Genomic DNA, 26,334 nt, shown 5'->3' with positions numbered 1-26,334 from the left:
CGCCGCGTGATCCCGCTTCATGCGGCGCGCTGATGTTCCAGCCACGCCTGGAACATCAGCACCGTCCACAGCTGGTGCTGCCAGTTCATCCGGCCCGATTGATGCTGCCGCCACAAACGATCGACCGCCTGCGCGTCGAAGAAGCCCTCGTCGCGCAGGCGCGACGGCTGCAGCAGCGCGTCGGCCCAGTCGCGCAGCGCGCCGCGCAGCCAGTGATCGACGGGCGCGCAGAAGCCCTGCTTCGGCCGGTCGATCAGCGCCGACGGCACGTACCGGTCCAGCAGCCGGCGCAGCAGCGCCTTCGACTGCCCTTCCGGCAAGCGCACCGCCGCGGGCACGCGCCACGCGAATTCGACGACGTGATGATCGAGGAACGGCATGCGCGTCTCGAGACTCACCGCCATCGCCGCACGATCGACCTTCGCGAGGATGTCGGTCGGCAGGTAGGTGAGCGTGTCGATCGCCATCGCCTGCTCGGCGAAGCTCAGGTTCGCGGGCCACGCGGACACCGTATCGAGCGGCGTCGGCGGCTCCTGTCCGGAAAGCGCGAGGCGCTCCGGATGATGCACCGACGACATCAGCAGCCGGTACAGCCCGATGCGGCTCTCGGCCGTCATCACATGGCCGAGCTTGTGCAGCCGGTCGCCGATGCGGGTCGCCGATTCGCGCGCTTCCACGCCGCCCCATGCGCCCTGTGCGACCGCCGCGAGCTGGTCCGCATGATCGGGGCGCAGCGCATGCAGCGCGGCGGCGATTCGCGCGCGCACCGCCGCCGGCACGCGATGCAGCTTGCGCCACAGGCGCGGCGTCAGGAAATAGCGCGTATAGCCGCCGAACAGCTCGTCGCCGCCGTCGCCGGACAGGCTCACCTTCACGTGCCGGCGCGTCAGCTCCGACACGAGGAAGGTCGGAATCTGCGACGCATCGGAGAACGGCTCGTCGTAGATCGTCGGCAGTTTCGGCACGACGCCGAGCGCATGGTCGGCCGTCACGTAGAGCTCGGTATGCCGCGTGCCGAGATGGCGCGCGACCGCCTTCGCATAGCCGGCCTCGTCGTAGCCGGCCTCGTGAAAGCCGATCGTGAACGTGTCGACCGGGTTCGCCGACTGCGCCTGCATCAGCGCGACGATCGCCGACGAATCGATGCCGCCCGACAGGAACGCGCCGAGCGGCACGTCGGCTTCCATCTGCCGCGCGACCGCCTGGCGCAGGATCACGTCGAGCTGCCCGACGGCCTCGTCGGCGCTGCCCTCGAACGGCTGCTCGCGGCCGGCTTCGATCGCCTGCTCGAGCGTCCAGTACGCACGCACGCGCGGCGTGTCGCGCGCATGCTCGAACTGGATGAAGGTGCCCGGCGGCAGCTTGCTGATGCCGCGATAGATCGTATGCGGCGCGGGCACGCTCGACTGGCGCAGGTACAGGCACAGCGCGTCGCGATCGATCGTGCCGTCGAAGCCCGGATACCCGCGCAGCGCCTTCAGCTCGGACGCGAACACCAGTGCGTCGCCGATCCGGCCGTAGTAGAGCGGCTTCTCGCCGATCCGGTCGCGCGCGAGCGTCAGCACCCGCGACGCGCGATTCCACAGCGCGAACGCGAACATGCCGGTCGCGCGCCGCAGCGTCGCCTCGACGCCCCACGCGACGATCGCCGCGATCAGCACCTCGCTGTCGGAGTGGCCGCGCCACGCCGGTGCGCGACCCGCGCGCTCGAGCTCCGCGCGCAACTCGCGATGGTTGTAGATTTCGCCGTTGAAGACCATGACGTAGCGACCGCACGCGGAGGCCATCGGCTGCCGGCCGTGGACCGACAGATCGACGATCGCAAGCCGCCGGTGGCCGAGCGCGATACCGGCTTCCGGGTCGACCCAGAGGCCCTGCCCGTCCGGCCCGCGATGCGCGAGGCTCGCCGTCATTCGCGCGAGCGTGCCGCGCGCTGTCTCCTCATCGAAGGCGACGCTATTCAGAAAGCCGTCGATTCCGCACATTTGATTTGTCTGCCCCTGTTGACCAGTTCCGTCAGCGGCGGCGCCACCTCGCGGCCCGCCGTCCGGCCGACGGTCGAGCCATCTTACGAAGAAATAAATCAGCAATAATTCATGGGTGAATGTCGGACTCACCCAGAAAAAAAACGGCGTCAAGCACGACGCGCGATCGGCCTGGCGAATCAGAAACAGGTCCGGATCACGATGCGTCGGTGAACCGCACGCATGCCGGTGTTCCGGCCCCGACAGATCGCGCGCGTCAGGCCGCGCCGGTCGCCCACTTCAGCAACTGCGCGACCTCGCGGAAATGCTGTTGCTGGATCGTGCCCTTTTCAGGCGTGCTGTCGTACAGCGCCTGCGCGAGGCCGGCGTTCGCGAGCGTCGGGCGCAGCGCGTCGCGCGCGAGCCGCACGATCCGTTCGGCCGCCTCGCCCTCGCCGCGCGCGAGCACCCACGGCAGCGTGCCGACTCCGCCGTAATAGAGCGCGACCGCGACGCTCGACGAATAGACGACCACCGACGCGAAGCCGATCCGGTCGGGCAGCGACGAGAACTGCGCTTCGCGCGCGAGCTGCCGGCGCTTCGCCTCGATGTGCGGGTCGCCTTCGTCCTCCTTGTGCTCGCGCCGCACTTCCTCGATCGACATCTTCATCTTCTGGCTGAACTCGCGCCGCTGGTGCACGATGTCGATCAGCGCCATCACGATATAGATCAGCGCGGCCCAGCCGAACAGCAGCATCAGCAGCTTCACGATCAGCGCGAGAATCGACATCGGCCGCGTGAAGCCGGACTGCACCGCCGGGTCGAGCGACGCGACGATCAGCCAGCCGAGCGTCGCGACCAGCAGCACGGTCTTCAGCAGCATCTTCGCGAGGTTCACGAGATTGCGCATCGACCACAGGTTCTTCAGCCCCTCGGCCGGATTGAGCCGCGACAGCTGCGGCACGAGGCGGCTCCACGCCATCACGCCGCCCACCTGCACGAAGCCCGCGAGCAGGCCGGCCAGCAGCCCGGCCGCGACGATCTGCGCCGACAGCAGCGCCCAGTCGCGCGCGGCGCCGTCGATCAGCACCGCGAGCCGCGCGGACGGATCGGCCGCGCCGGCCGCATCGAACACGAGCCGGAACAGCGCCTGCAGCCGCGCGAACAGCGTGCCGAGCCCCACCGCGAGCGCAACGCACACGCCGACGAAGAACGCCGACGAGATCGTCTCCGCGCTCTTCGGCACGTCGCCTTTCCGGCGCGCCTCGCGCAGGCGCTTCGCGGTCGGCTGCTGGTTCTTTTCGGCCATGGGCGCTCCGGTTCCGGCCGGCCGTCACGCGCCGCCGTGCGCGGCGAACAGCGCACGCAGCAGCGCCATCAGCCCGCTGTCGGGACTCAGCAGCGCATGCAGCGACGCGTACACCACCGGCAGGAACAACACCATCATCAGCACCGCGAGCGCGCTCTTCAGCGGCTGCGCGAACACGAAGATGTTCAGTTGCGGCACCGCGCGCCCGACGAGGCCGATGCCGAGCTCGACCAGCACCAGCACGATGATCACCGGCGCGGCGAGCTTCACCATCCATTCGAAGATCGTGTCGGTCTGCCGCACGACGAAGGTCTGCAGCATCGACGAGAAATCCGGGCCCAGCGAGCCGATCGGCCACCACGCATACGACTGCGCGAACAGCTGCACCAGCACCTGCAGGCCGCCCGCGGTGACGAACAGCGCGATCGCGACGAAATTGAGGAAGCCCGAGGTCGGGCCGCCCTCGTGCCCGCCCATCGGATCGAAGAACGCGGCGCTGCCGCTGCCGGTCTGGAAATCGATCAGGTAGCCGACGCCCTGGATCGCGAACAGCACCGCGCTGAACGCACCCGCGAGCAGCATGCCGACCACCGCCTCCTTCGCGACGAGCAGGCACCACATCAGGAACGGCAGCGCGGCGACCTGCGCCGGGTCGATCACCGGCGCGACGAACGCGGCGATCACGACCGCGATCCCGTTGCGCACGAGGCCCGTGATGATCTGCTCGTTGAACACCGGCACGACGAACATGATCGGCAGCAGGCGCGGCATCACGTAGAGCAGCGGACGCAGCATGCCGGCGATGTCGTTGAAGTTCGCCGCGTGGTCTAGCATCGGCGCTCCGCGGCGACGGGTGGCACCGGGTCGTCGACGGTGGCGGCCGGGACAGTTGCGCCGCTCGGGTCGACGTCGCCGGCCGCTGCGCCCGTGTCTGCCGTTTCTGCCGCGGCTGCATCCGCCGATCTCGACACCATTTCCGCATCGAACTCGGCGGCCATGCCAGGCTGCCCCGAGGCGTGCCCCGGCGCGTCGCCGGCCCACACCCCGGCCGTCGCGAAGCGCCGCACCGCATGCGCATCCGCGACTTCGTCGGCGTCGCGCTCGACCCGCGCGGCGCGCGCCTGCAGCGCCTTTTCTCCGGCCTTGTCGAGCTTGTCCTCGGCGGCCTTCGCCTTGCGCGCGGCGCGCTGCAGGTCGGCGAGCGTCGCCGCGTGATCGCGGTGCAGGTGCGCGGCCTCGCTGACCGACGCGTTCGCGACGCCGATATGACGGTCGAACGTGCGCGTATCGGCCGCCGCGTTCTGCAGCGCGCGCGCCTCGCGCACGTCGTCGGCGAGCCGCGTCTGGATCGCGGCCTTCGCGGCGACCTGCTGCGCGAGCTGCGCATGCGCGGCGTCGAGCGCGCGCCGGCTCTGCGCGGCGATGCCCTGCTGGCGCGCGGCCGCGACGCGCGCGATCTGGCTGCGCATCTCGCGCACGCGCTTCAGGCGTGCGAGTGTCGCGAGCACGAGCCGGTCGTCGGCTTCAGACATGGTCGTTCGCCAGTTTCGTCAGCTTCGCGAGCTGCGCGTCGAAGCGCACGTCTTCATGCGACGCCTGCGCACAGAACGCGCCGATCGCATCGCGCGCCCGCAGCGCGAGATCGCCGAGCCGGTCGCTGCCTTCGCGATACTCGCCGATCTGCACGAGCAGCTCGATTTCCTGGTACTTCGCGATCAGCTCGCGCACGCGCGCGGCCGATTGCTGGTGCGCGCGGCTCGCGACGAGCGGCATCACGCGCGACAGGCTCGCGAGCACGTCGATCGCCGGATAGCGGTTCGCGAGCGCGATCTTGCGCGACAGCACGATGTGGCCGTCGAGGATCGAGCGCACTTCCTCGGCGATCGGATCGGATTCCTCATCGCCTTCGACGAGCACCGTGTAAAGCGCGGTGATCGAGCCCGTCGCGCCCTGCCCCGCGCGTTCGAGCAGGCGCGGCAGCACGGCGAACGTCGACGGCGGGAAGCTGCGCCGCGTCGGCGGCTCGCCGCTCGCGAGGCCGACCTCGCGCTGCGCGCGCGCGAAACGCGTCAGCGAATCGACCAGCAGCAGCACGCGCTTGCCCGCATCGCGGAAGTGCTCGGCGATCGCGGTCGCCACCAGTGCCGATTTCACGCGCTCCATCGCGGGACGATCGGAGGTCGACACGACGACGATCGAGCGCGCGCGCACCTCGGGGGACAGGCTGTGCTCGATGAACTCGCGCACTTCGCGGCCGCGTTCGCCGACCAGCGCGATCACGTTCACATCGGCCTGCGCGCCGCGCGCGATCATCCCGAGCAAGGTGCTCTTGCCGACACCGGACGGCGCGAAGATGCCGACACGCTGGCCGATGCCGAGCGTCATCAGGCCGTCGATCACGCGCACGCCGGTCGGAAACGGCGTGTCGATCAGCTTGCGCGCCAGCGGGTTCGGCGGGTCCTGCTGCGTCGATACCCACGCGGCCCCCGTCACGGGCCCGCGATCGTCGAGCGGCCGGCCGAGCCCGTCGAGCACGCGGCCGAACAGCGCTTCGCCGACCGGGAAGACGTGCTCGCGCCCCGACGGCACGACGGTTGTCTCCGGCGACAGGCCGGCCACGTCGCCGAGCGGGGTGAGCAGCGTGGTCTGACGCGAGAAGCCGACCACTTCGGCGAGCAGCGTCGGCTGGTTCGGCGTGCGCAACTCGCAGATCTCGCCGAGCCGCGCGCGGATGCCGGTCGCGTTGAGGATCTGCCCGACCGCGTGATTGACGCGACCCTGCACCGACACCGGCGAGAAGAACGCGAGCCCGGCATCGAGCTCGCCGACGAGGCGGCCGCGATCGAACGGCGCGCCATCGTCGTCGCTTTCACAGCCGTTCGGCTGCGGCTCGTCGAGCGGCGCGTTCATCGCGTCGTGCCCTTCAGCGCGTCGCGGCGGATCGCCTGGCGCAGCGCGTCGATCTGCAGGTCGAGGCTCGCGTCGATGCGCCCGGACGGCGTCTCGACCGTGCAGGCGTGACGCTCCAGCTGCGCATCCTCGACGATGCGGATCCGTTGCCGGTTCGACTGGCCCGCGAACGCGCGCTCGAGCGCGTCGCGCATCTCGTCCGCGCGCCCCGGCGCCACCCGCACGATCAGGAACGCTTCGTCGCGCACGAGCGGCGCGATCCGCGCGAGCGCGGCCTCGTACAGCTTCTGCGTGCCCATCTCGCCGACGATCGCGCGCACGGCCTTCACGACGATGTCGGCCATCGAATCCTTCATCGACTCCATCGTGCGCGCGGCGGCCAGCGCCTGCGTATAGGCCTGCGCCGCATGCTCGTGCTGCGCGCGACGCATCCCTTCGTCGTAGCCGGCCGCCTGGCGTTTGTCGAATTCGCGCTGCGCATCGGCGACGATGCGCGCGGCCTCGTCGCGCGCGGTCGCGATCACCGCGGACGCATCGAGCAGTGCCGCGTATTCGCGCTCCTTGAGCACCTTGCGCTCCGACAGCAGCTGCAGGTTGTCGCTCGTGATCAGAAAAGCCAGTCCCATGACGCAAGCCTCTCGGGAATCAGAAACAGGAACAGCAATTCGCCGAACTGGTCGCGCTGCGCGCGATTCAGCCAGTACGGCGCTTCGTCGTCGATCGTGCGGTTGAATTTCAGGCGCGCGCGCCACGCGACCGCGTCGCCCGCCACGCCGATGAAATCCGCGAGCAGTCGCCCGCCGCGCGCACGGATCAGCGCCGGCAGCGCCGCCGGGTCGGCACGCCACGGTTCGAGCGTGTCCGCGAGCGCGACGAATTCCGGTGCGCGCTCGAGCGCGAGCGCCAGCGCGTCGCCGCCGAGCTTCGCCGCGACTTCCGCGCGAATGCGGCGCACGGTCAGCGCGTCGCGCAGCCAGCCTCGATGCAGCAGCAGCCCCGCATACGACGCGAGCTGCTCGAGCGCCGCGCCGGGCAACAGCGCGAGCCGCGCACACGGATTCGCGACGTCGAAATCGTGGTGCCCGGCCACGCCGTTCGCGTCGAGCAGGTGGCGCGCAAGCAGCTTGCGGCCGGCGGGGCCGAATGCGTCGGGCGAGCGGTAACGCGCGGGCCAGTCGGCCGGCACGCGCGTCACGTGCAGATAGCGGTCGGGCCGCAGGTTGAATTCGCAGACGAGCGCGTGAAACGCGGCGCGCCGCCCGGCAGGCGGCAGTGCGAGCGGCTGCAGCCACGGCAGCGGCGCGGCGTCGGGCGTGGCGCCCGGCGGCAGCGCGGCGTGTTCGCTCATGCGCCGTCGCGCGCGCCGTCCGGCGTGCGCAGGCTGCCGCCCGATTGCGCGGTTCCGCCGCCCGAGCCGTTCGCACCGCGCGGCGTGCCGACCAACCCGGCCAGCCGGGCACCGAACATCCCGCGCCGCGCGGCCGACAGCGCGATCACCGCGCAGGTCAGCAGGATCAGCGCGAACACCAGCCAGCCGAGCGGCGAGCGCAGCCGCAGGAGGTCCGACACCGCGCTGCCGATCCCGTCCACGCGCGTCGCGCGCGCGGCGGCCGGCTGCAGGAACAGCGACACGTTGTCGTACTGCAGCCCTTCGATGCTGTGCGCAACGAGATCCTTGACCATCGGCGCCATCGCGCGCAGGTCCACGCCGGGCCGGTAGCGGATGTATACGGCCGCCGACGACGGCTTGATCTTGTCCGCGAGCGGATCGTTCTCCGGAATCACGACCTGCACGCGCGCGACCACCACGCCCTCGATGTCCTGCAGCGTGCGCGACAGGTCCTGCGACACGCCGTACAGGTAGCGCACGCGCTCCTCGGCCGGTGTCGACACCAGCCCCTGCTTCTGGAACAGCTCGCCGAGGCTCGCGTAGCTCGGCTTCGGCAACCCGTTCGCCTGCAGCACGGTGAGCGCCGACTGCATGTCGCCGTCCGCGACGCTCACCTGCCAGGCGTTGCGATCCGACGTGTCGCGCGCGTCGTTGTCCTTCGATGCGCTGATGCCCGCGTCGCCGAGCACGGCGACCATCTGGTTCGCGTCGCGCTCCGACAGGCCGGAGTAAAGCTCCTTCTGGCAGCCGGCCAGCAGCGCGAGCAGTCCCGCGAGCAGCGCACGCGCCGCCCGGCTGCGCCACGCATGCATGCGCGGCGTCGAATCGATCGTCGTCATCGTTTGTCCGCTTCAGGGCGCGCGGCCGGTTCAGGCACACGCACCGGCTTTCGCTACTCCTGCGTCTTCAGCACCGTGTGCGTGAAGCCGTTCGCCGCCTGCGCGACCGACAGGCTCAACTGGTATTCGGAAATCGTGGTGGTCGCCGTCCACTGGAAATCCATCGCCTGCACCATCGTCATCAGCGGATCGCTGCGGTTGTCCGCCATCGACGTCAGCATCTCGGTGCGATGCTTGTCGATGTTCGCGTACCGCGTGTCGAGATCGTTGCCGTACGTGCGCAAGCGCTCGACGAGCGACGCATGGTTTGCCTGCGCGGGTGTCGCGGGCGTCATCTGCACCGCCGGCGCCGCATCGGCCGGCGCGCGCGACATCGCGACGCCCGACGCCGACGGCGCGGCCGGCGCCGCACCCGGCTGCATCAACGCATCGAACTGGCGCACCTGCGCCGGATCGGACGCCGTGCCCGCCTGCTGCACGGCGCCCGCGAGCGCGGCCGCGCCCGGCGGTGCCGCGCCTACGCCTGTTACCGACATGATCGTGTCCTCCTTGACCGGCAGCGCCGGAAACGAGCCGGCCGGCACGCACACACGCCCCGCCGGACGCCCGTCACGGGCGGCTCCGGCATCTGGCGTCGCGCGGCACGGCCGGCGACCGGCGTCATGCGCGGCCGGCGGAACTCAGGTGTTGCGCAACCTGGGCGTTCGCCGTCCCTTCCTGCGCGGTCACTGCGTTGCTGGTTTCGAACGTCGCGGTCGACTGCTGGACCTGGAAGTTGATCTTCGTCAGTTCGAGCTGCGTCTTGGTCAGGTCGTCCGCCTGTTGCTGGACCTGGTTGGTGTTGTTGGCACCGGTCGGGGGGGTACTCATGTTTCGCTCCTTTACGTAAACGTCAGTGAACTTCGTCCCGCTTCCGGCGGCGGCCCCATGCCCCGCCGGCGACGTGACGCGCCGCATGCGCGCGGCGTGTCGCGTAATGCGCGCACCGCGCGACACGCGATGCGCAGGTCCTGTCGCGACGCTAGCGCGCCGCTTCCTTCGATGCGCCGGCCGCGGCAACCGCCGGTACCGCCGGCGCCTCCGGCAACAGCGTCGGCCCCGGCACCGGCTGCGCGACGCCGGCCGCCGCGCCGCTCGCGAGCGGCGCCACGGGCGGCGCCGGCGCCCGCCCGGGCACGCTCGCGGATGCGCCGCCGAGCGGCATCGTGATGCGCTGGCCGTTGCGTTCGAACACCACTTCGTCCGGGCCGATCGACACGACGGTCGGCCCTTCCTTCAGCCGCGCACCCTCGAAATAGCGGCTGCCGTCGGCCGTCTCGATATAGCGCTGATCGCCGTCGCCCGCGAATACCGTCGTGATTTCCGGAATCCCCGCGACGCCGCCGAGCGTCGTCGCGGTGCGCGGCGCGGCGGCATCGGCGTCGCGCACGTCGTCGACCACCTCGAGCGCGGGGCGCGCATCCTTCATGTAGTTGCGGATGCGCGGCTCGATCTGCGCGCGCTCCGCCGCCCCCGTCAGTTCGATCCGGCCGCGGCCGAGATAAGTGACCGTCAGCGCCGTGTCGCTGAAATACGTCTGCGCGGTCGCGACGAGATCGCTGACCACGTAGAGGTTGCCGAGCGCCGCGTTGTCGACGCCCGCGACGATCTGCGCGACGCGTTCCCGCCCGGCCGGATCGCTCACGTAGCCCGACACGATCACGCCGTCGTCGCGCGGCGCGACGGCGAGTTCCGGATACCCATGCAGCAACTGCTGCAGCCGGTGAGTGCGCGCGAGCACCGACTCGTGCTGCCACGGCAGGCGCCCCGACCACGCGACGAAGCCGTAACCGAGCGCGCCGAGCAGCACGCCGATCCACAGCGCGACGACCGCGATCACGAGCCGCCGGCTGCCGAGACGGCGCAGCCCGCCGGTGAGCCAGCCGAGCCACGCGGCCTCGCGCGCGGCGGCCGGCGCGTCGGCCTCGTCGGGCACCGCGACGCTTGCCTGCGCGTGACGCGCGATGCCGAGCCGGATCGAACCGACCGTCACGACGTCCTGCGGCGTCAGCGAGCGGCGGCCGGCGCCGAGCGGCTCGTCGTTGAACAGCACCGGTGCGCCGCCGTCGCCGCCGTGGTTCTGCACCGTCACCGCAAGCGCGCCGACCTGCAGGCACACCTGTTTCGCGCCGATCTCGCGATCGGGCAGGATCACTTCGCAGTCGGCCGCGGTGCCGACCCAGTTCGCGCCGCGCGCGAGCGACATCGTGCGGCCGTACATCGGCCCGCTGAGGAAGCACAGGTTCCACGGCGATGCGAGCGCGGCCGACCCGGCCGAACCGGTGGCACCACCCGCCGTGCCGCCGGACAATGCGCCGTCGCCGTGCGGGTCAATGATGGTCGTCGACATGGGTGGACGCTCCTGCGGTCGTCGCCACGGGCTGCGCCGCCGAATCCTTCGGCGGCGGCGGCAGCGCGGGCGGGCCGAACTTCGTGCCGGGCAGCGGCGCGGGCGTGAGCGGCACCGCGATGTCGTTGTCCGGCGGGCGATACATCGACGTGCCGTTCGAACCGGCCGCCCCGTCCGCGCCCGGGTTCACGGGCGAGCCGTCCGGCGCGTACATCGACGCGGTCGTCACCACGCGCGGCGTCAGCAGGTAGAACCGCTCCATGTGGTTGCCCGACTTGTCGGTGTACTTGAACAGGTTGCCGATCAGCGGGATGTCCGACAGCCACGGCACGCCGCTCTTGTTCAGCCGCACCTCGTCGTCGTTGAAGCCCGCGATCAGCAGGCTCTTGCCTTCGTCGATCATCGTCTTGGTGACGATGTTGCGCTGCTGGATCACCGGCACGTTCGACACGGCCTGCCCCGGCACGATGTTGCCGTCCTGGATGTCGATCGACATCATCACGCTCTGCGGATTGCCGGAGACGGCGGCCGCGTTGCGGATCGCCTCGTCGACGATCATCGGCGTCACCTTGATGCTGGTGCCGGTCGTCACGCTGTACAGCGACGAATCCTGATAGCCCTGCACCTGCACGTAGAACTGCGTGAGGTTCTCGAGAATGGCCTCGGTATTGTCGAGCGCGAGCACCTTCGGCTTCGAGCGCAGTTGCGCCTGCCCCTTCTGCGCGAGCGCGTTCACGCGCGTGAGGAGGTAGTTGCGCAGCGAGCCGCCGATCGACGCGGTCAGCGCGATGCCGGTCGGCATGAAGGTGCCGGTCTGCCCCGTCTCCGACGCGCCGACGCCGAACGTCAGCGGCGGATTGCCGGCGCCGTTGAACTGCGTGTTGCCGTTCAGCGGGTTCTGGCCGTTGCCGATCTGCACGTCGCCGTGCGTCGTGTGCAGGCGCCAGTCGATCCCGAGGCTGTCGAGCGAATCCTCGTTGATGTCGATGATCGTCACGTTGATCTCGACGATGCGCGGCCGCTCGTCGAGCTGGTTGATCAGCGACTGGTAGCGGTACATGTTCTCCGGCAGGTCGCGCACGATCACCGCGTTGATCGCCGGATCGGCGACGATCTGCGGCAGCGTGTCGCCGCCGCCATTCGAGAACGGCGAGAAACCACCAGCAGCGCCGGCAGCGCCGTCGGCACCGCCATAGCCGCCCTGACGCGGGCCGCCGGAGATGTCCGGGAAGTCGAGCCGCGGCACCGCGATCGTCAGCCCCGAGCCGAGCTTCACCTGACGCGCGGCCTGCCCGAGCGGCGTGCTCGACGGCAGCTCGTTCGTGCCGCCGCCCTTGCCGAACAGCCGGCGCAGGATCGTCGCGACACCCGGCACCGTCACTTCCTTGCCCGAGCGGTTGATCGTGAAGTCGGACGCCCAGCCGTACCTGAGCCGGAACGCGCGGATGTCCGCATGCGCCCCGTTCGCCGACGGATCGCCGACCGAGCCGACCGCCTGCCGCACGAGCTCCACGTAGCGGCGCGGGCCGGCCACGTACACGCTGTTCGCGCGGTCGTTGATCACGAGCGTGTAGCGCTTGTCGGGAATCTGCATCGCCTGCAGCGCGCGGCCGATCTCGCCGGCCGCGTTCGGCGGGATCGGGATCATCTGCGTCTGCGACTGGTCGGCCGGATCGACGTACAGGAACGAGCCGTCGTAGTACCACGTGAGCCCGTAGGTCGAGCAGATCGTGTCGAGCGTCTGCTGCGGCGTGCCCGAGAAGCGGCCGCTGATCACGCCGTCGACCTTCGGGTCGACCACGGCCGTCACGCCCTGCGACGATGCGAGCTCGCGAATGAAGTCGCCGATCTTCTTGCCGTTCGCGACGATCGTGAACGGCTTGTTGCGCCAGCGCAGGTCCGCCGCGCGCGCCGGCTGCGCGACCGTCATGCACAGCGAGGCCGTGAGCAGCGCGGTCGCGCACATGGCGAGCGCGGCCCGTTGCAGGCGGCGCGGTTGAGACCGGATCGGGGCGACGCGTCGACGCATCAAAGCACTCCTGTTGAAGAAACGAACATGCGTTCCAGCGCCTGCTGCGCGAAGCGCAGCACCTCGCTGCCGAGCCAGCCCGACAGCAGCACGAGCGCGACCATCACGGCGATCAGCCGCACCGCGATGCCGATGTTGGCGTCCTGCACCTGCGTGACGGCCTGCAGGATCGCGACGACGAGGCCCGTGACGGTGGCGATCAGCACGATCGGCAACGACAGCAGCAGCACCAGCATCAGCGCCTGCCGGGTCAGGTCGAGGATCGTCGAGCTCGTCATTGCGCGACGCCCGGCGCACGCACGCCGGCGCCCGCGCCAAGCGTGCCGTCGTCGGGCGGGTTCTTCACCCAGCCGACCGTATGCAGCTGCACGTCCTCCTCGACCTCCTGGTACGACAGCACCGCGAGTTCCGGCAGCACCGGCTGCAGGATCGTCTTCACGTAGCGGCGTGCGCCGAGCGCGACCATCACCGCGAGCCGCGCGGCGCCTTGCGGGTTGCCGTGACCGCCGGAGCCGGCCGCCTGCGCCGCCGTCGCGGCCTGCACGATCGCGCGGACCTGTTCGCCGATGTCCTGCTTGATCGCGCTCGACAGCGCGAGGAAATTGCCCTGCTTCGTGCGCATCACCGCGTTCTCGATCCGCTCCTGCAGGTTCTGCTCGAACAGCACGACGCGCAGTTGCCGCGTCGCGCCCGCATGACGATCGGTGATCATCCGGCGCAGGTCGACGCGCACCAGCTCGACCAGCGCGATCACGTCATCCGGCTCGTTCGGCGCCCACGTGATCAGGCTCTCGAAGATCACGCGCAGGTTGCGGATCGGCACCTGTTCGGCAAGCAGCCGGCGCAGCACCTCGGTCACGCGCTGCAGCGGCACGAGCCGCGTCAGTTCGCCGACGAGTTCCGGGTGCTCGCGGCGCACCAGATGCACGAGCGCCTGGGTTTCCTGGATGCCGAGCAGCTCGTCCGCATGCTGGCGCACGATCTGCTCGACGTGCGCGGCGAGCGCGCCTTCGCTCGTCAGCCACTTGCCGTCCGGCGCCGCGCCGTCGGGCTTGATCCACAGCGCGGTGGCAAACGGGCCGAACGCCTCGGCCGGCTGGCGCTCCGCACGCTCCGGCAGCGGCGCGACGCCGTCCCACAGCAGCCAGCCCGGCTTCAGCGCGCCATGCGCGGCGAGCACGTCCTGCAGATAGATCCGGTACGTGCCGGCCGCCGCCCCTTCGTCGTCGTTCAGCGTGATGCGCGGAAACACCGTGCCGATATCCGCGTCGACGCGCGCCTTCGCGCTCGACAGCGCGGTCTGCAACTGCGCGAGGTTCAGCGTCGTGCGCAGGTCGTCCGACAGCGACACCGCGATCAGCGACGTGACACCCGCCGCATGCGACACCTTCGCGGGCTGCCCGTCGTCGGTCGCGCCGATGCGGCCCGCGATATGAATCAGGTTGAAGCTCGGTGCGGTCGTCTTGCGCTTCAACTGCGTGAAGGCGAACGCGCCGAGGCCGAACGCGATCAGCGCGAACGACCATTTCGGAAAACCGGGCACGACGAGGAAGCCGGCCAGCACCAGCGCCGCGATCAGCAGCGCGCGCGGATGCGCGCCGAGCTGCTCGCCCAGCTGTTCGCCGAGCTGGCGCTGCCGCGTGTCGCGCGTCGCGACGCGCGTCGTCACGATGCCGGCCGCGATCGACACCAGCAGCGACGGGATCTGCGACGCCATTCCGTCGCCGACCGTCAGGATCGCGTAGCGCTGCAGCGCCTCGCCGATATCCATCCCGTGCATCAGCGTGCCGACCGCGATGCCCGCGACGATGTTGATGAACGCGATCACGAGGCCCGCGATCGCGTCGCCCTTCACGAACTTCATCGCGCCATCCATCGCGCCGTGCATCTGCGATTCCTGTTCGAGCTTCTCGCGGCGCTCGCGCGCTTCGTCCGCGCTGATGATGCCCGCGCGCAGATCCGCGTCGATGCTCATCTGCTTGCCCGGCATCGCGTCGAGCGAGAAGCGCGCGCCGACTTCGGCGACCCGCTCCGAGCCCTTCGCGATCACGATGAACTGCACGACGGCGATCACGAGGAACACCACGCCGCCGACCACGACGTTGTTGCCGACCACGAGCCGGCCGAATGCGTCGATCACGTGGCCCGCGTTCGCGTGCAGCAGGATCAGCTTGCACGACGCGATGTTCAGCGCGAGCCGGAACAGCGTCGTAAACAGCAGCAGCGCGGGAAACGACGAAAAGCTGACCGCCGACGGCACGTAGGTCGACACCGTCAGCAGCACGACGCTCGCGGCGAGGTTCAGCGAGATCATCCCGTCGAGCGCGGCTTGCGGCAGCGGCAGGATAAACAGCGCGACCACCGACACGATGAACGCGGCGAGAAACAGGTCGGCGCGCGGCGATGCCCCGAGACGTCGCCCGGACACGCTGCGGCCGGCGGAAAAGATCCGCTGCCAGTCGCGAGGGAGCGCCTTCGGTTCTGCCATCGTGCCGTCGTCCTGTCGTTGTCGCCGGCGGGCGCGGGCCGTCATGCCCCGCGTCGCGCGGACCGTTGAATGGGACGAGTGTAGCGACGCGAAACCGCATGGAAACGGATGCGCCTCGTAGCGTCGCGGCAGTTTTCCGGTGACGATCGGATCGGACTACGAAACCCGGCGGCGCCTGCGCGCGCACCTCGCCGGAACCGCTTCCATCGCGCGGCGGGCGCCGCGCGGGCAAACAGGGTCAGGACTCCAGACGGCGTGCGGCGAGATACGCGAGCTGCGCGCGATTCTGGACGTTGAAGAGTTTTTCGAGCGAACGGATATGGTGACCGACCTTGTGCAGCGACGTGCGCAGCGCGCTCGCGATCTCCTGGTCGGACAGCCCGTGCACGAGGCGCTCGAGCACCTGCTGCTGCTCGTCGCCGAGCGAGAAGCCGCGCATGCGCGCGATGCGCGCCTCGAGAAACGGCAGCGCGACGCGATGCACGGCGAGGCTCACCGACAGCGCGCCGCCGATCACGCGATCGTCGATCCACTCGGTGCCGTGGGCTTCCGACGTCACGTTCACCGCGACGCGCAGGTCGAGCCGCGGCGCCGACAGGCTGAAGATTACCCCGCTGTTCATCGCATGCGCACGCAGATGGCCGGCCAGCGCGAGCACCTTGCGGTCGCCGCTGCCCTGCGCGGCCGACTCGATCTCGTCGAGCCGCCACGCGACCGGGAAGCCGCTCTGCCGCACCTGCGCGAAACGCGGGTCGCTCTCGTAGAGCATGCCCTCGATATACGGCTGCATGAACGTCGCGGGCGCGAGGTCGCGCAGCAGATGCGCGCACAGGATGCGCCGCCCGATCATCTCGTATGCACCGTAGCCGAGCGTGCTGAAACCGATTTGCCGCAATCGCGCATGGCATTGGGCGAAATCGACGGGAGTCGAGTCGGATTTACCGGGCGCAATTTGAATGCCGGTAAAAACGTCGCGCTCGAACGCATGAATTTCTTTCGAATAAGCGGCAGCGGCCGCGATATCGGCTTGCGAGAACCACTCGACGCGTGGCGCGCCGTCAGCATATGTCATGAGGAGCCCACCCCTTCCCAATATGTGAACCTGCCCCGTCACGATTTGGTCTTTTCTTTATGATTTTCTGGTCGTCGCTATATCGGCGCGAATATGAACCTTTCGCCCGAATTAGTATTACGGCATATTACGCGCACACAGGCATTTTTGTACAATGCCCCCGCGTTTCGTCTGGATGACGATCGGCGCATATCATAAAGATGCTCGACCGCCTCGTCGCGAGCGCCGTGCACGACACGGCTGCCGCGACGCGATGCGCGTCGATTCCGAGGGATGGCTCATGTCCGATATTGCATTGCAAGAAGAAGCGGTCGCCCGAACCTTGTCCCGTCCGCCCCGGCGGACGGCCGCCTGCACCGACGCGTCGAGAGAGCGCCCGGTGCAGGTCGTCTGGTGCGACGACGTCAAGCGCGGCGACATCGCGCAGCCGCACGCGCCGAAGCTCGGCGTCGCCGATACGCTCGCGCACGCGCAGAGCACGGCCGAACGCAACCGGATCGTCGCCAGCCTGCTGCACCTGACGGGCTTCTCGACGTTCGCGTATTTCGCGCTCGAATTCTCGCGGGAGCGCGTCGAAAGTCTCTACCTGCACGAGGCGTTCACGCCGGCCACCTATCGCGGCGACTACGTGCGGCACAACCATCACGACATCGATCCGCGCACGCTCGACGCGCGCGTGTGCAACATGCCGATCGTGTGGGACCTGCAGCAGCTGCGCCGCGAACATCGCGAGCGCGACGGCGGCCCGTGCGTGACGCCGGCCGCGCTCGACGGCTTCCTGCGGACGATGCAGGACGACGGGATGTGCAGCGGCATCATGTATTCGATGGCCGTGCCCGGCACGCGGCTGCACGCGTTCATGAGCTTCACCGCCCCGCGCCGCACGCGCGAATGGATCACGCCGGCGACGATCGAGCAGGCGCTGTCGATCGGGCTGTCGGTGCACAAGTTCGCGTCGCCGCAACTGATCGCGACGTCGCGCGAACGCGCGGTGAACGGGCTCACGCCGTTCGAGCAGGAACTGCTGCTGGGCATCGCGGAAGGTGCATCCGACAAGGAGATCGGCCGGCGCCTCGACACCAGCGCGCACAACGTCGACTATCACCTGCGCAAGCTGCGCAAGCGCTTCGGCGTCGCGAACCGGATCCAGCTCACGTACCTGACGTCGAAGCTCGAACTGATCTGACGCGCGCGCGACGAACCCGCGTAAACGCACATGCCGGCCTCGCGGGCCGGCATGTGCGGGTTGCGGCGCGGTGCCGGGTCCGGCGCCGCTTCCTGGCAAACGCGCCGTTATTTCAGCAGCGTCATCTGCACGACCTTGACGATCACGAGACCGACCGCGATCACCAGATAGCCGCGCAGCACGGCCATCCAGACGCGCGTCGCGACCGTCATGTTCTGCGGCTCGAGCGTGTCGAGCGGCGGCATGCGCCACGTGGCGCGCAGCGCGCGATCGATGCCCGGCTCGACGACGCGCTTGTTGCGGCGGATCAGCACCGTCGCGAGATAACCGGCAATCGCGAGCACCGTGCCGCCGACCAGCACGTCGACGATCGCTTCTCCGCTGATGTCCGGATACATCACCGACGCGGTCAGGATGATCGACAGCAGCACGAGCACCCAGATCACCGCGCCCGTGAAGATGTTGAGCTTCGTCGAGTTGACCCACGGGCCGAGCACCTGGCGATCGTTGCACAGCACGAGCAGGAACACCGTCGCGCTCGGCAGCAGCACGCCCGCGAGCGTCTGCACCGCTTCGGTCAGCAGGCCGAGCGGGCTGCCCGGGATCAGCACCAGCGCGGCAGCGGCCGCGACGATCGCGAAGTAGACGAGATAGAAGCCCTTCGCATCGGACACGCCGCGATGCAGCGAATGACGAATCTTGAACACGTCGCCGATCGCGTACGCGGTCGACAGCGACACCGCCGCCGCGCCGATGATGCACGCGTCGAGCAGCGCGACCGCGAACAGCGTCGCGCTCGTGCGACCCGCATACTGCTCGAGGCCCGCGATCACGCCGCCCGCGTCGGTAAAGCCGCCCGCTTCCGGATGGCCGCCGAACAGCGCGGCGCTGAAGCCGATCATCGCGACCGCGCCGATCAGCACGAACGCGATGCCGATCCACAGGTCGACCTTCTCGTACTTCATGAAGCGCGGCGTGATGCGCTTGTCGATCACGTAGCTCTGCTGGAAGAACAGCTGCCATGGCGCGACCGTCGTGCCGACGATGCCGATCACCAGCAGCATCACGTCGGACAGCTTCGCGTGCGCGGGCCAGTTCGGCACGAAGAAGTCGCGCGACATCTGCGCCACCGGCGGGTGGATCGACACGAGCACCGGCACGAGCAGCAGGCTCAGCACGCACAGCACGATCGCGAACCGCTCGAAGCGCCTGAAGTCGCCGGTACTCACCGCCGCCATCGTCAGCGCGGCCGCCACGCACACGCCCGCGACCTTCGGGAGCCCGAAGAAAGCCAGCACGAACGTGATGCCGATGAACTCGGTGACGATCGTCAGCGCATTGAGCAGGAACAGGTCGATCACGCTGAACGCGCCCCAGAACTTGCCGAAGCGCTCGAAGATCAGGCGCGCATGACCGACGCCCGTGACCGCGCCGAGGCGCAGCACCATTTCCTGGTTCACGTACAGCACCGGCACGAGCAGCAGCAGCGTCCACAGCAGCGTCGTCCCGTAGTTCTGGCCGGCCTGCGTATACGTGCCGAATGCGCCGGCGTCGTTGTCGCCGACCATCACGATCAGGCCGGGGCCGATGATCGCCAGCAGCGTGCGCAGGCGCGCCCACCACGTGCCGCGTGCGGCGGTGTCGTGATGCGCGATGGTGCCGAGCGCACCGCGAATGTCGCCCAGGTGGGCTTCGTCGAGCACGGCGCTGCGTTCGACGGCGATCGGTGGAGAGACGTTGGATGGCGTGGACATGATGAATTCCGTACGGCTGGTTTTTTTATCCGGCAAGCGTGTGGTCTTGGAATACGCACGCGGACGGTGTCCGTGCGCGCATGCCGAGACGCGCTCGGCGTTTCGGTTCAGTCGAGCAGCGATTTCAACCGGGCGAACAAACGGGAGAACACCCGAGGACGGGCGTCGAGCATCAGCATCGCGTCGTAGTGCGGACGCGATTCCGTGACGTGCGGAAGATTCGACAGCAGAAGGCCGAAGTTCATGGTCTGGCTCCTGGCGGCGACGGCATGCGCGCCGGCCGCGTGGTGGGCGCGGGGCCAGTCCGGGGCCTGAACGACGTGTCAGGCTAGTCGGCCGGAGTGTCCCTGCGACCCGGGTTCAAAAGGGTCTGTTGGTGCAACGGGCATAAGGGACAACTGTCACTGTCGTTCATGGCGGCTCCTGTGCGGTGTTCCGGAGAACACGATTGACCGCCGCACGGAGAGCGGGCCGCCGTTCGGGTGCATGCGAAACGCATGCGCGAACGCGGCCGCGCGCCGGGCGGCGGCGAAACCGGACGGCGCATGCGCGAACGCATCACGCTGACCGGCGCGAATCAGGGTGCACGTAGGGGGTTACTGCGGAATACTGCTGCGCGCACCGTTTGCCTGGATGACAAACGGCGGCTTCGATGAGGCGCGGACGTCGGTCGCTCAGGCGGAAACTTCGTTCGAAGATCGACTACTGCAGGCGTCCAAGGCGGCGGCCCCAAGAGTGAAGATGGCGGATTCTATGGACCGGCCGAAACGGAAGTCAACCCTTTGAAGCGTCCTCCGGGGAATATTTTTTCCGCTATCCGCCCACTGAAAGATTCGCGCCCGCAATGACGCGCCGCAACCTTTCAACGCGCCGGCGGGCTTGCGCCGCCGATGCGTGCGAACAACAGTCGCCGCGCGCCGCCGGCGGGCGGTCGTAGCGGGCATCGGGCGGCCTGCGGCGCGGTGGCGCCGCCGGTGCGATATGCGCAACGCCGCCGCTTTTTTGCTTGCACCGCAGCAAAGCTCCCGACTACAATCCGCCCCAATTCATCACGGGAGTCCCTCCGTGGACACATGCTCCAGTTGCAGTTCGATGCCGGTCCAGGCCGGCCAAGCCATCGCGAGATAGCAGCCAGACGCATGTCATTCGCCGCTAGCTCGCATTCGCCGGGTTAGCGCGCGCCCCCGGGCCGGCATCGCCGGTTCGTCCGTCGCACGCTCCGTTACGTTCCAATCGCCGATCGCAGGTCGCGTCATGCCCCCGCGTTCGATCACGTCGTCCGGCATGCGCCGGACCGGACGGAGGGTCGTCATGTTCTTTCAATCGTTCGCGGTCAGACTCAAGCGTCTCGCTCACGTCGCGTGCGACCGCGCGTTCGTTTCGGCCTTTTCGCCGCTCGTCCACACGTTCGGCAACTGGCGCGGCAGCGCGCTCGCGCACCTGCCGACGGCACCGCGCCCGCTCGACTGGATGCTGGCCGGTGCGATGGCGGCCGCCGTCGCGCTCGTCGCGCTGCTCTGCACGGCCGCGTCACGCCTCGGCTTCGCGCAGGTATGGCGGATCGGCGGCTGGCTGCCGTAACCGGCGGCGCGGCGCGGAGCAGCGATGCGCCCACGCACCGCCCGCCCCCGTGCCATCGCCTCACACCACCCCTTCTTCAGCCTAACTAATCAATCAAACAACGGAGCCAACATGAAGAATCGTTTCGAACCCGCGCTGCGCAAACCACGCCTCGACGCGCTCGCGACGCTGCTGCTGTCGCTCGCCGCCGCGCCCGCGTTCGCGCAGTCGTCGACGCCGGCCGCCGCGGCCGAACCGGCGGCCGGCGCCAGCGACGCTGCCGCCGCTCCCGCCCAGGCCGCCGATGCTGCCGCGCCCGCTCCCACCGGTTTCTGGGAGCGCTCGAACCTGTTCGGCAACATGGGCGGCCTGCGCGACGTGCTCGGCGATCATGGCGTCACGCTGAACCTGCAGGAAACCAGCGAATACCTGTACAACGCCGCGGGCGGCACGCAGCGCGGCGGCGCCTATCAGGGCCTCACGCAATTCGGCTTCAACGTCGATACGGAGAAGGCGATCGGGCTGCCGGGCGGCACCTTCAACGTGTCAGCGCTGCAGATCCACGGCACCAACCTCACGCAGCGTTATTTGCAGACGCTGCAGACCGCGACCGGCATCGAGGCGAATTCGACCACGCGGCTGTGGGAGCTCTGGTACCAGCAGGCGTTCCTCGACGGCAAGGCCGACGTGAAGGTCGGCCAGCAGAGCGTCGACCAGGAATTCATGGTGAGCCAGTACGCGGCGACGTTCATGAACGCGACGTTCGGCTGGCCCGTGCTGCCGGCGGCCGACCTGCCCGCCGGCGGCCCCGCGTATCCGCTGTCGTCGCTCGGCGTGCGGCTGCGCGTGAAGCCGGCCGACGCGTGGACCGCGATGGTCGGCGTGTTCGACGGCAACCCGGCCGGCCGCAGCGACGGCGACCCGCAGGCGCTGAATGCGCACGGCACCAACTTCAACCTGCGCAGCGGCGCATTCGTGATCGGCGAACTCCAGTACGCGCTGAACGCATCGCCCGCCGATCCGAAGGCCCCGCAACCGGCCGGCCTGCCGGGCACGTACAAGCTCGGCTTCTGGTATCAGTCGCAGCACGCGAACGATCCGCGCATCGGCACCGACGGGCTGTCGCTCGCGAATCCGGCCAGCAACGGGATGCCCGCCACGCACCGCGGCAACTACGGTTTCTATGCGGTCGCGGATCAGATGGTATGGCGGCCGTCGGCGGACAGCCCGCGCTCGGTCGGCGTGTTCGCGCGCGTGATGGGCGCGCCGGGCGATCGTAACGTCGTCGATTTCGCGGCGAATGCGGGCGTGACGCTCAAGGCGCCGTTCAAGGGCCGCGACAACGATACGGCCGGCATCGCGGTCGGTTACACGAAGATCGGCTCGCATGCACGGGCGCTCGACGGCGACACCGGCACGTATACGACACCCGGCTATCCGGTGCGCCGTGCGGAAACGGTGATCGAGGCGACCTACCAGTACCAGGTCACGCCGTGGTGGCAATTGCAGGCCGACCTGCAGCACTTCTTCCGGCCGGGCGGCGGCATTCCGAACCCGAACGCGGCCGGCGCGCGCATCGGCGACGAAACGGTGGTCGGCGTGCGCACGACGATCACGTTCTGACACCCGCGCATGCGACACGGGCCGGACTGCCGCTCGCGCGGCGATCCGGCCCGTGCTCGTTCACGTGCCTGCGTGCAACGCACGCCGCGCGTCACTCGCCGTACAGCCCGAGCAGTTTCAGCGTGACGCCGTTGGTCCAGCCGAAGCCGTCCTGCAGCGGATATTCGCCGCCCCCGCCGCCGCCCGCGCCGGCGCCCTCGACCACGTACTTCTCGACGAGCTTGCCTTCGGTTGCATACACATGCTTCACGTCGGACAGGAAGCGCGTGCCGATGTCCTTCGCGAGCGCCGGCTCGCCATAGCGGCGCAGCCCGTCGAGCGCGATCCACTGCAGCGGCGCCCAGCCGTTCGGCGCATCCCACTGCTGGCCCGTGTTCTCGGTCGTCGTCGCGAGGCCGCCCGGCTGCAGCAGCGTCTTGCGTACCTCGCGCGCGGTCGCCTTCGCGCGCTCGGGCCACGCGACACCCGCGAACAGCGGATACAGCGCGGCGGCCGTCACGCCGTCGCGCGGCTTGCGCAACTGCCAGTCGTAGTCGCCGTAATAACCGCGACGGTTCCACAGATAGCGGTTGATCGCGGCCGCACGCCGCGCGGCCCGTCCGGAAAAGTCCGCGACGCACGCGAAGTCGCGCGTGACCGTGCAGCCCTTCACGATCGTCGTCTCGAGATGGAACATCAGGCTGTTCAGATCGACCGGCACGATCGACGTCGTGCGGATCGTCGCGAGCGTCCTGCCGTCGCCGAACCAGCGCGAGCTGTAGTCCCAGCCGCTTTCGGCGCCTGCGCGCAGGTCGCGGTACACCTCGTTCGCGGGGCGATCCGGCACGGCCTTCGCGGTCGTCACGTCCTCGAGATACGACTCGTCGCGCGGCGTGTCGCTGGCGTCCCAGTAGCGGTTCAGCAGCGCGCCGTCCGGCATCGCGACCACGTGGCGCGCGGCCTGCCCGCGCGGCGTCGCGGTTTCGCCCTGCATCCAGTACGCATGCTCCTTGCGCAGCGCCGGCAGGTACTTCTGGTAGACCTTGTCGCCTTCGGCCTGCGCGGCGAGCGTGACCATGTATGCGAAGAACGGCGGCTGCGAGCGGCTCGCGTAGTAGGTGCGGTTGCCGTTCGGGATGTGGCCGATCGTGTCGATCAGATGCGCGAAGTTGTCGAGCATGTCGTCGACGAGATCCTCGCGCCCCGACACCTGCAGCCCGAGCATCGTGAAATAGGTATCCCAGTAATAGCCTTCGCGGAAGCGGCCGCCCGGCACCACGTACGGCTTCGGCATCGGAATCAGCGAGCTGTACGGCGGCACCGTCGCACTGGTGCGCGTGAGCTGCGGCCACAGCCAGTCGATGTGCTGGCGCAGCGTCTGGTTCGCGGGCGGCGTGACCCCACCTTCCGGCGGCGGCGTGAAGTGCTGGTCGACGAACGCCTTCAGCGAGAAACCCGGCTGCGACTTCTGTTGCCGATACAACTGCACGATCGTCGCGGGATCGGTATCGGGCGTCGCATCGACGAAGGTTTTCTGGTCGGGGTAGAGCTGTGCCGTCTGCACCGCGACGAACAGGTCGCCATAGAGCTGGCTCGGCGGCGGCAGCAGCGTGCCGGAAGCCGGACTCGCGAGCGTCGCCGTGGCAGGCGCGGCGGACTGGCTGGCCGCCTGCAACGCGGCCTGATTCGCACTGTCGGCCTGTGCGGCGCAACCGGCGACGGCGAGGTAAGCGACGGCGAGGACGGCGGCCCAGCGCAGACGCGGCGCGGACGGATGCGATACGGAATGTGATGCGGAATGTGATGCGGTCGATGCGGCACGACGTGACGTCATGACGTGTCCCCTCCTTTCGATGGTGAGTGGATCGCAGGGGTCTCGTTCGCGCGGGCGCTCGTCTCGATGGCCGTCGATCGATGCGCGTCGTTGTATTCCACAGATGAGTGCCGACTTTCGCACGAAACGCGCATCGCACGCAAGTTTCGCGGCCGGGCCGGGAGACGCACGTCATGTGTCATGTCATGGGCCGCGCCCGGCAACCCGGTCGTCTCTTCTTTCACATGCGCTAACAGGAACGACTGTTGCAACATGCGGAACAAGCGTTGTCTCGCGTGACGCAACGACCACATTGTGGGCATAATGGCGCCTTTACCGCGCGCCCTGCCCATGTCGCCCGTCTTTCTAGCACCGCTCATCGTTGCCTGTGCGTTGTTCATGGAAAGCGTCGACGCGAACATCATCGTCACCGCGCTGCCCGCGATGGCGAGGGACTTCGGGCACAATCCCGTCACACTGAACATTGCGATCACGGCCTACGTGGTCGGCCTCGGCGTCTTCATCCCGATTTGCGGATGGCTGGCCGACCGCTTCAGCGCGCGCGCCGTCTTCCGTACCGCGATCGGCATCTTCGTCGCCGGCTCGCTGATGTGCGCGGCCTCCAACTCCCTCGGCGTGCTCACGTTCGCGCGCTTCGTGCAGGGCGTCGGCGGCGCGATGATGGTGCCGGTCGGCCGGATCATCATCTTCCGCGCGGTGCCGCGCTCCGATCTCGTGCGCGCGATGAACTACCTCGCGATTCCCGCGCTGTTCGGGCCGACGGTCGGGCCGCTCGTCGGCGGCTTCATCACGACCTACCTGCACTGGCGGATGATCTTCTTCATCAACGTGCCGATCGGCATCTACGGGATCTACCTCGCGAGCAAGCACATCGCGAACACGCACGAGGCCGATCCCGGCCCGCTCGACTGGTTCGGCTTCCTGCTGTCGGCGAGCGGCGCCGCGCTGCTGCTGATGGGCCTCACGCTGATCGACGGCTCGCTCACGTCGCGCGGCAACGCGATCCTGATGTGCGCGGCCGGCGCGGCGATGCTCGCGCTCTACGTGCCGTACGCGCGCCGCAAGGCGCGTCCGGTGCTCGACCTCAGTTTCCTGAAGATCCCGACCTACCACGCGAGCGTGGTCGGCGGCTCGCTGTTCCGCATCGGCCTCGGCGCGGTGCCGTTCCTGCTGCCGCTCGCGCTGCAGGAAGGCCTCGGGATGAGCGCATTCCACTCGGGGCTGATCACCTGCGCGTCCGCACTCGGCGGCGCGGTGAGCCGCTCGACGGCCACCCATACGCTGCGCCGCTTCGGCTTTCGCACGGTGCTGATCTACAACGCCGCGTTCGCCGGGCTCGCGATCGCCGCCTACGGCGTGTTCCATCCCGGCATGGCGACCTGGGCGATCTGGACGATCGTGCTGGTCGGCGGCATCTTCCCCGCGCTGCAGTTCACGAGCCTGAATTCGATGATCTACGCAGATATTTCGCAGGCCGATGCAGGCCGCGCGACGAGCCTCGGCAGCGTCGTGCAGCAGATGTCCCTCGGGCTCGGCGTGACGGTCGCCGGCCTCGTGCTGCACGTGTCGCACTGGCTGCAGGGGCATCAGACGATGGTGTGGTCGGATTTCTGGCCCGCGTTCGTGGTGGTCGGGCTGTGTTCGTTCGCGTCGATTCCGATCACGCGGCGGCTGCCGCCCGGCGCCGGCGACGACGTCGCGCGCGGCAGGCGGCAATGAAGCGGCAATGAACGGGCTGGCGGGGAACAGGCAGGCGGCGGAAAAATCGGACTACAAAAAAAATCAGCGGACATCCACACGGGGCCGGTGCACAGCCGCATGGATGTCCGCTCAGGGCTACGGGTCTCTCGTTGGGGGTTGAGAATCCCGGATCTGCTTCCTGCGTGCCATGGACATATGTGCGTCGGAAGCCGAATCATTGCGCGCGTGTTTCGTCGCGCCATGACTGCACTATAGGGAAAGTCGCGCCGCGCATCTGTCAACCATTGTCAGACGCGTCGCGTGCGCG

The 26,334-nt window shown here is 69.0% G+C and carries 22 protein-coding genes; 4 read left to right on the top strand and 18 right to left on the bottom strand.

From position 1 onward, the window contains the following. Nucleotides 1–17: 17 nt before the first annotated feature. From asnB to U5771_RS25045, 15 genes are all read right to left on the bottom strand, one after another. Nucleotides 18–1,985: an asparagine synthase (glutamine-hydrolyzing) gene (asnB, locus tag U5771_RS25115; RefSeq protein WP_322026460.1), complete on the bottom strand. Its 1,968-nt coding sequence runs from the start codon at nucleotides 1,983–1,985 to the stop codon at nucleotides 18–20. A 256-nt stretch (nucleotides 1,986–2,241) separates the two neighbouring features. After that, the gene (locus U5771_RS25110; protein WP_322026459.1) at nucleotides 2,242–3,273 is read right to left on the bottom strand and encodes an EscU/YscU/HrcU family type III secretion system export apparatus switch protein; all 1,032 of its coding nucleotides are present in this window, start codon (nucleotides 3,271–3,273) and stop codon (nucleotides 2,242–2,244) included. Nucleotides 3,274–3,297: 24 nt separating this feature from the next. Then, nucleotides 3,298–4,107, bottom strand: a complete 810-nt coding sequence (gene sctT, locus U5771_RS25105) for a type III secretion system export apparatus subunit SctT (RefSeq protein ID WP_322026458.1) — start codon at nucleotides 4,105–4,107, stop codon at nucleotides 3,298–3,300. Next, entirely contained in the window at nucleotides 4,101–4,805 is a 705-nt protein-coding gene (locus U5771_RS25100) for a hypothetical protein (protein ID WP_322026457.1), read from the bottom strand. The genes sctT and U5771_RS25100 overlap by 7 nt, the downstream gene beginning before the upstream one ends. Next, nucleotides 4,798–6,183, bottom strand: a complete 1,386-nt coding sequence (sctN, locus tag U5771_RS25095; RefSeq protein WP_322026456.1) for a type III secretion system ATPase SctN — start codon at nucleotides 6,181–6,183, stop codon at nucleotides 4,798–4,800. Before sctN ends, U5771_RS25100 begins: the two co-directional genes overlap by 8 nt. Next, the gene (sctL, locus tag U5771_RS25090; protein ID WP_322026455.1) at nucleotides 6,180–6,809 is read right to left on the bottom strand and encodes a type III secretion system stator protein SctL; all 630 of its coding nucleotides are present in this window, start codon (nucleotides 6,807–6,809) and stop codon (nucleotides 6,180–6,182) included. Before sctL ends, sctN begins: the two co-directional genes overlap by 4 nt. After that, on the bottom strand, nucleotides 6,791–7,531 hold the full coding sequence (locus U5771_RS25085; protein ID WP_322026454.1) for a SctK family type III secretion system sorting platform protein: 741 nt from the start codon (nucleotides 7,529–7,531) through the stop codon (nucleotides 6,791–6,793). The genes sctL and U5771_RS25085 overlap by 19 nt, the downstream gene beginning before the upstream one ends. Continuing rightward, nucleotides 7,528–8,412, bottom strand: coding sequence for a type III secretion system inner membrane ring lipoprotein SctJ (gene sctJ, locus U5771_RS25080; RefSeq protein ID WP_322026453.1), 885 nt, complete (start codon nucleotides 8,410–8,412; stop codon nucleotides 7,528–7,530). Before sctJ ends, U5771_RS25085 begins: the two co-directional genes overlap by 4 nt. Before the next feature lie 53 nt (nucleotides 8,413–8,465). Beyond that, complete coding sequence (locus tag U5771_RS25075) at nucleotides 8,466–8,948, bottom strand: hypothetical protein (protein WP_322026452.1); 483 nt, start codon at nucleotides 8,946–8,948, stop codon at nucleotides 8,466–8,468. 124 nt (nucleotides 8,949–9,072) lie between these two features. Further along, a complete protein-coding gene (locus U5771_RS25070) occupies nucleotides 9,073–9,282 on the bottom strand; it encodes a hypothetical protein (protein ID WP_059468365.1) in 210 nt (69 codons plus the stop codon). Between the two features lie 151 nt (nucleotides 9,283–9,433). Then, nucleotides 9,434–10,801 carry a type III secretion system inner membrane ring subunit SctD gene (gene sctD, locus U5771_RS25065; protein ID WP_322026451.1) on the bottom strand — a complete coding sequence of 456 codons (1,368 nt, stop codon included), beginning with the start codon at nucleotides 10,799–10,801 and terminating at the stop codon, nucleotides 9,434–9,436. Further along, a complete protein-coding gene (gene sctC, locus U5771_RS25060; protein ID WP_322026450.1) occupies nucleotides 10,782–12,830 on the bottom strand; it encodes a type III secretion system outer membrane ring subunit SctC in 2,049 nt (682 codons plus the stop codon). Before sctC ends, sctD begins: the two co-directional genes overlap by 20 nt. Then, nucleotides 12,830–13,108 carry a type III secretion system export apparatus subunit SctS gene (gene sctS, locus U5771_RS25055; RefSeq protein WP_006751731.1) on the bottom strand — a complete coding sequence of 93 codons (279 nt, stop codon included), beginning with the start codon at nucleotides 13,106–13,108 and terminating at the stop codon, nucleotides 12,830–12,832. The genes sctC and sctS overlap by 1 nt, the downstream gene beginning before the upstream one ends. Then, nucleotides 13,105–15,318 (bottom strand): type III secretion system export apparatus subunit SctV, encoded by a 2,214-nt coding sequence (gene sctV / locus U5771_RS25050; RefSeq protein WP_322026449.1) that lies wholly within the window; start codon nucleotides 15,316–15,318, stop codon nucleotides 13,105–13,107. Before sctV ends, sctS begins: the two co-directional genes overlap by 4 nt. 238 nt (nucleotides 15,319–15,556) lie before the next feature. Further along, the gene (locus U5771_RS25045) at nucleotides 15,557–16,390 is read right to left on the bottom strand and encodes a helix-turn-helix transcriptional regulator (RefSeq protein WP_322026448.1); all 834 of its coding nucleotides are present in this window, start codon (nucleotides 16,388–16,390) and stop codon (nucleotides 15,557–15,559) included. A gap of 280 nt (nucleotides 16,391–16,670) precedes the next feature. Here U5771_RS25045 and U5771_RS25040 point away from each other — a divergent pair, with 280 nt between their 5' ends. After that, nucleotides 16,671–17,576 (top strand): helix-turn-helix transcriptional regulator, encoded by a 906-nt coding sequence (locus tag U5771_RS25040; protein ID WP_322026447.1) that lies wholly within the window; start codon nucleotides 16,671–16,673, stop codon nucleotides 17,574–17,576. 107 nt (nucleotides 17,577–17,683) lie between these two features. Here U5771_RS25040 and U5771_RS25035 read toward each other — a convergent pair whose 3' ends face one another. Continuing rightward, nucleotides 17,684–19,330: an Nramp family divalent metal transporter gene (locus U5771_RS25035; protein WP_322026446.1), complete on the bottom strand. Its 1,647-nt coding sequence runs from the start codon at nucleotides 19,328–19,330 to the stop codon at nucleotides 17,684–17,686. A 107-nt stretch (nucleotides 19,331–19,437) separates the two neighbouring features. After that, nucleotides 19,438–19,575 carry a hypothetical protein gene (locus tag U5771_RS25030; RefSeq protein WP_322026445.1) on the bottom strand — a complete coding sequence of 46 codons (138 nt, stop codon included), beginning with the start codon at nucleotides 19,573–19,575 and terminating at the stop codon, nucleotides 19,438–19,440. 1,066 nt (nucleotides 19,576–20,641) lie between these two features. Between U5771_RS25030 and U5771_RS25025 the strand changes: the two genes are divergently transcribed. Together U5771_RS25025 and U5771_RS25020 are read left to right on the top strand one after the other, a co-directional pair. Continuing rightward, a complete protein-coding gene (locus tag U5771_RS25025) occupies nucleotides 20,642–20,911 on the top strand; it encodes a hypothetical protein (RefSeq protein ID WP_322026444.1) in 270 nt (89 codons plus the stop codon). A 111-nt stretch (nucleotides 20,912–21,022) separates the two neighbouring features. Then, on the top strand, nucleotides 21,023–22,513 hold the full coding sequence (locus tag U5771_RS25020; RefSeq protein ID WP_322026443.1) for a carbohydrate porin: 1,491 nt from the start codon (nucleotides 21,023–21,025) through the stop codon (nucleotides 22,511–22,513). A gap of 91 nt (nucleotides 22,514–22,604) precedes the next feature. On the opposite strand, the gene treA is transcribed toward U5771_RS25020, so the two are convergent. After that, entirely contained in the window at nucleotides 22,605–24,326 is a 1,722-nt protein-coding gene (gene treA / locus U5771_RS25015; RefSeq protein ID WP_322026442.1) for an alpha,alpha-trehalase TreA, read from the bottom strand. Between the two features lie 330 nt (nucleotides 24,327–24,656). Between treA and U5771_RS25010 the strand changes: the two genes are divergently transcribed. Further along, nucleotides 24,657–26,045 carry an MFS transporter gene (locus tag U5771_RS25010; protein ID WP_322026441.1) on the top strand — a complete coding sequence of 463 codons (1,389 nt, stop codon included), beginning with the start codon at nucleotides 24,657–24,659 and terminating at the stop codon, nucleotides 26,043–26,045. Nucleotides 26,046–26,334 lie beyond the last annotated feature (289 nt).

Origin of the sequence: Burkholderia sp. BCC1977 (assembly GCF_905339595.1) — a bacterium.
Lineage (GTDB): Bacteria > Pseudomonadota > Gammaproteobacteria > Burkholderiales > Burkholderiaceae > Burkholderia.
This window is presented reverse-complemented; position numbering and strand designations above follow the sequence as displayed.

Excerpts from the sequence above, each read along its gene's own strand:
- sctJ (WP_322026453.1), bottom strand. The coding sequence starts at position 8,412 with ATGACGACGATCGATTCGACGCCGCGCATGCATGCGTGGCGCAGCCGG.
- U5771_RS25045 (WP_322026448.1), bottom strand. The coding sequence starts at position 16,390 with ATGACATATGCTGACGGCGCGCCACGCGTCGAGTGGTTCTCGCAAGCC.
- sctD (WP_322026451.1), bottom strand. The coding sequence starts at position 10,801 with ATGTCGACGACCATCATTGACCCGCACGGCGACGGCGCATTGTCCGGC.
- U5771_RS25025 (WP_322026444.1), top strand. The coding sequence starts at position 20,642 with ATGTTCTTTCAATCGTTCGCGGTCAGACTCAAGCGTCTCGCTCACGTC.
- sctC (WP_322026450.1), bottom strand. The coding sequence starts at position 12,830 with ATGCGTCGACGCGTCGCCCCGATCCGGTCTCAACCGCGCCGCCTGCAA.
- treA (WP_322026442.1), bottom strand. The coding sequence starts at position 24,326 with ATGACGTCACGTCGTGCCGCATCGACCGCATCACATTCCGCATCACAT.
- sctS (WP_006751731.1), bottom strand. The coding sequence starts at position 13,108 with ATGACGAGCTCGACGATCCTCGACCTGACCCGGCAGGCGCTGATGCTG.
- asnB (WP_322026460.1), bottom strand. The coding sequence starts at position 1,985 with ATGTGCGGAATCGACGGCTTTCTGAATAGCGTCGCCTTCGATGAGGAG.
- U5771_RS25075 (WP_322026452.1), bottom strand. The coding sequence starts at position 8,948 with ATGTCGGTAACAGGCGTAGGCGCGGCACCGCCGGGCGCGGCCGCGCTC.
- U5771_RS25110 (WP_322026459.1), bottom strand. The coding sequence starts at position 3,273 with ATGGCCGAAAAGAACCAGCAGCCGACCGCGAAGCGCCTGCGCGAGGCG.
- U5771_RS25030 (WP_322026445.1), bottom strand. The coding sequence starts at position 19,575 with ATGAACTTCGGCCTTCTGCTGTCGAATCTTCCGCACGTCACGGAATCG.
- U5771_RS25010 (WP_322026441.1), top strand. The coding sequence starts at position 24,657 with ATGTCGCCCGTCTTTCTAGCACCGCTCATCGTTGCCTGTGCGTTGTTC.
- sctN (WP_322026456.1), bottom strand. The coding sequence starts at position 6,183 with ATGAACGCGCCGCTCGACGAGCCGCAGCCGAACGGCTGTGAAAGCGAC.
- sctT (WP_322026458.1), bottom strand. The coding sequence starts at position 4,107 with ATGCTAGACCACGCGGCGAACTTCAACGACATCGCCGGCATGCTGCGT.
- U5771_RS25070 (WP_059468365.1), bottom strand. The coding sequence starts at position 9,282 with ATGAGTACCCCCCCGACCGGTGCCAACAACACCAACCAGGTCCAGCAA.
- U5771_RS25035 (WP_322026446.1), bottom strand. The coding sequence starts at position 19,330 with ATGTCCACGCCATCCAACGTCTCTCCACCGATCGCCGTCGAACGCAGC.
- sctV (WP_322026449.1), bottom strand. The coding sequence starts at position 15,318 with ATGGCAGAACCGAAGGCGCTCCCTCGCGACTGGCAGCGGATCTTTTCC.
- U5771_RS25085 (WP_322026454.1), bottom strand. The coding sequence starts at position 7,531 with ATGAGCGAACACGCCGCGCTGCCGCCGGGCGCCACGCCCGACGCCGCG.
- U5771_RS25040 (WP_322026447.1), top strand. The coding sequence starts at position 16,671 with ATGTCCGATATTGCATTGCAAGAAGAAGCGGTCGCCCGAACCTTGTCC.
- sctL (WP_322026455.1), bottom strand. The coding sequence starts at position 6,809 with ATGGGACTGGCTTTTCTGATCACGAGCGACAACCTGCAGCTGCTGTCG.
- U5771_RS25020 (WP_322026443.1), top strand. The coding sequence starts at position 21,023 with ATGAAGAATCGTTTCGAACCCGCGCTGCGCAAACCACGCCTCGACGCG.
- U5771_RS25100 (WP_322026457.1), bottom strand. The coding sequence starts at position 4,805 with ATGTCTGAAGCCGACGACCGGCTCGTGCTCGCGACACTCGCACGCCTG.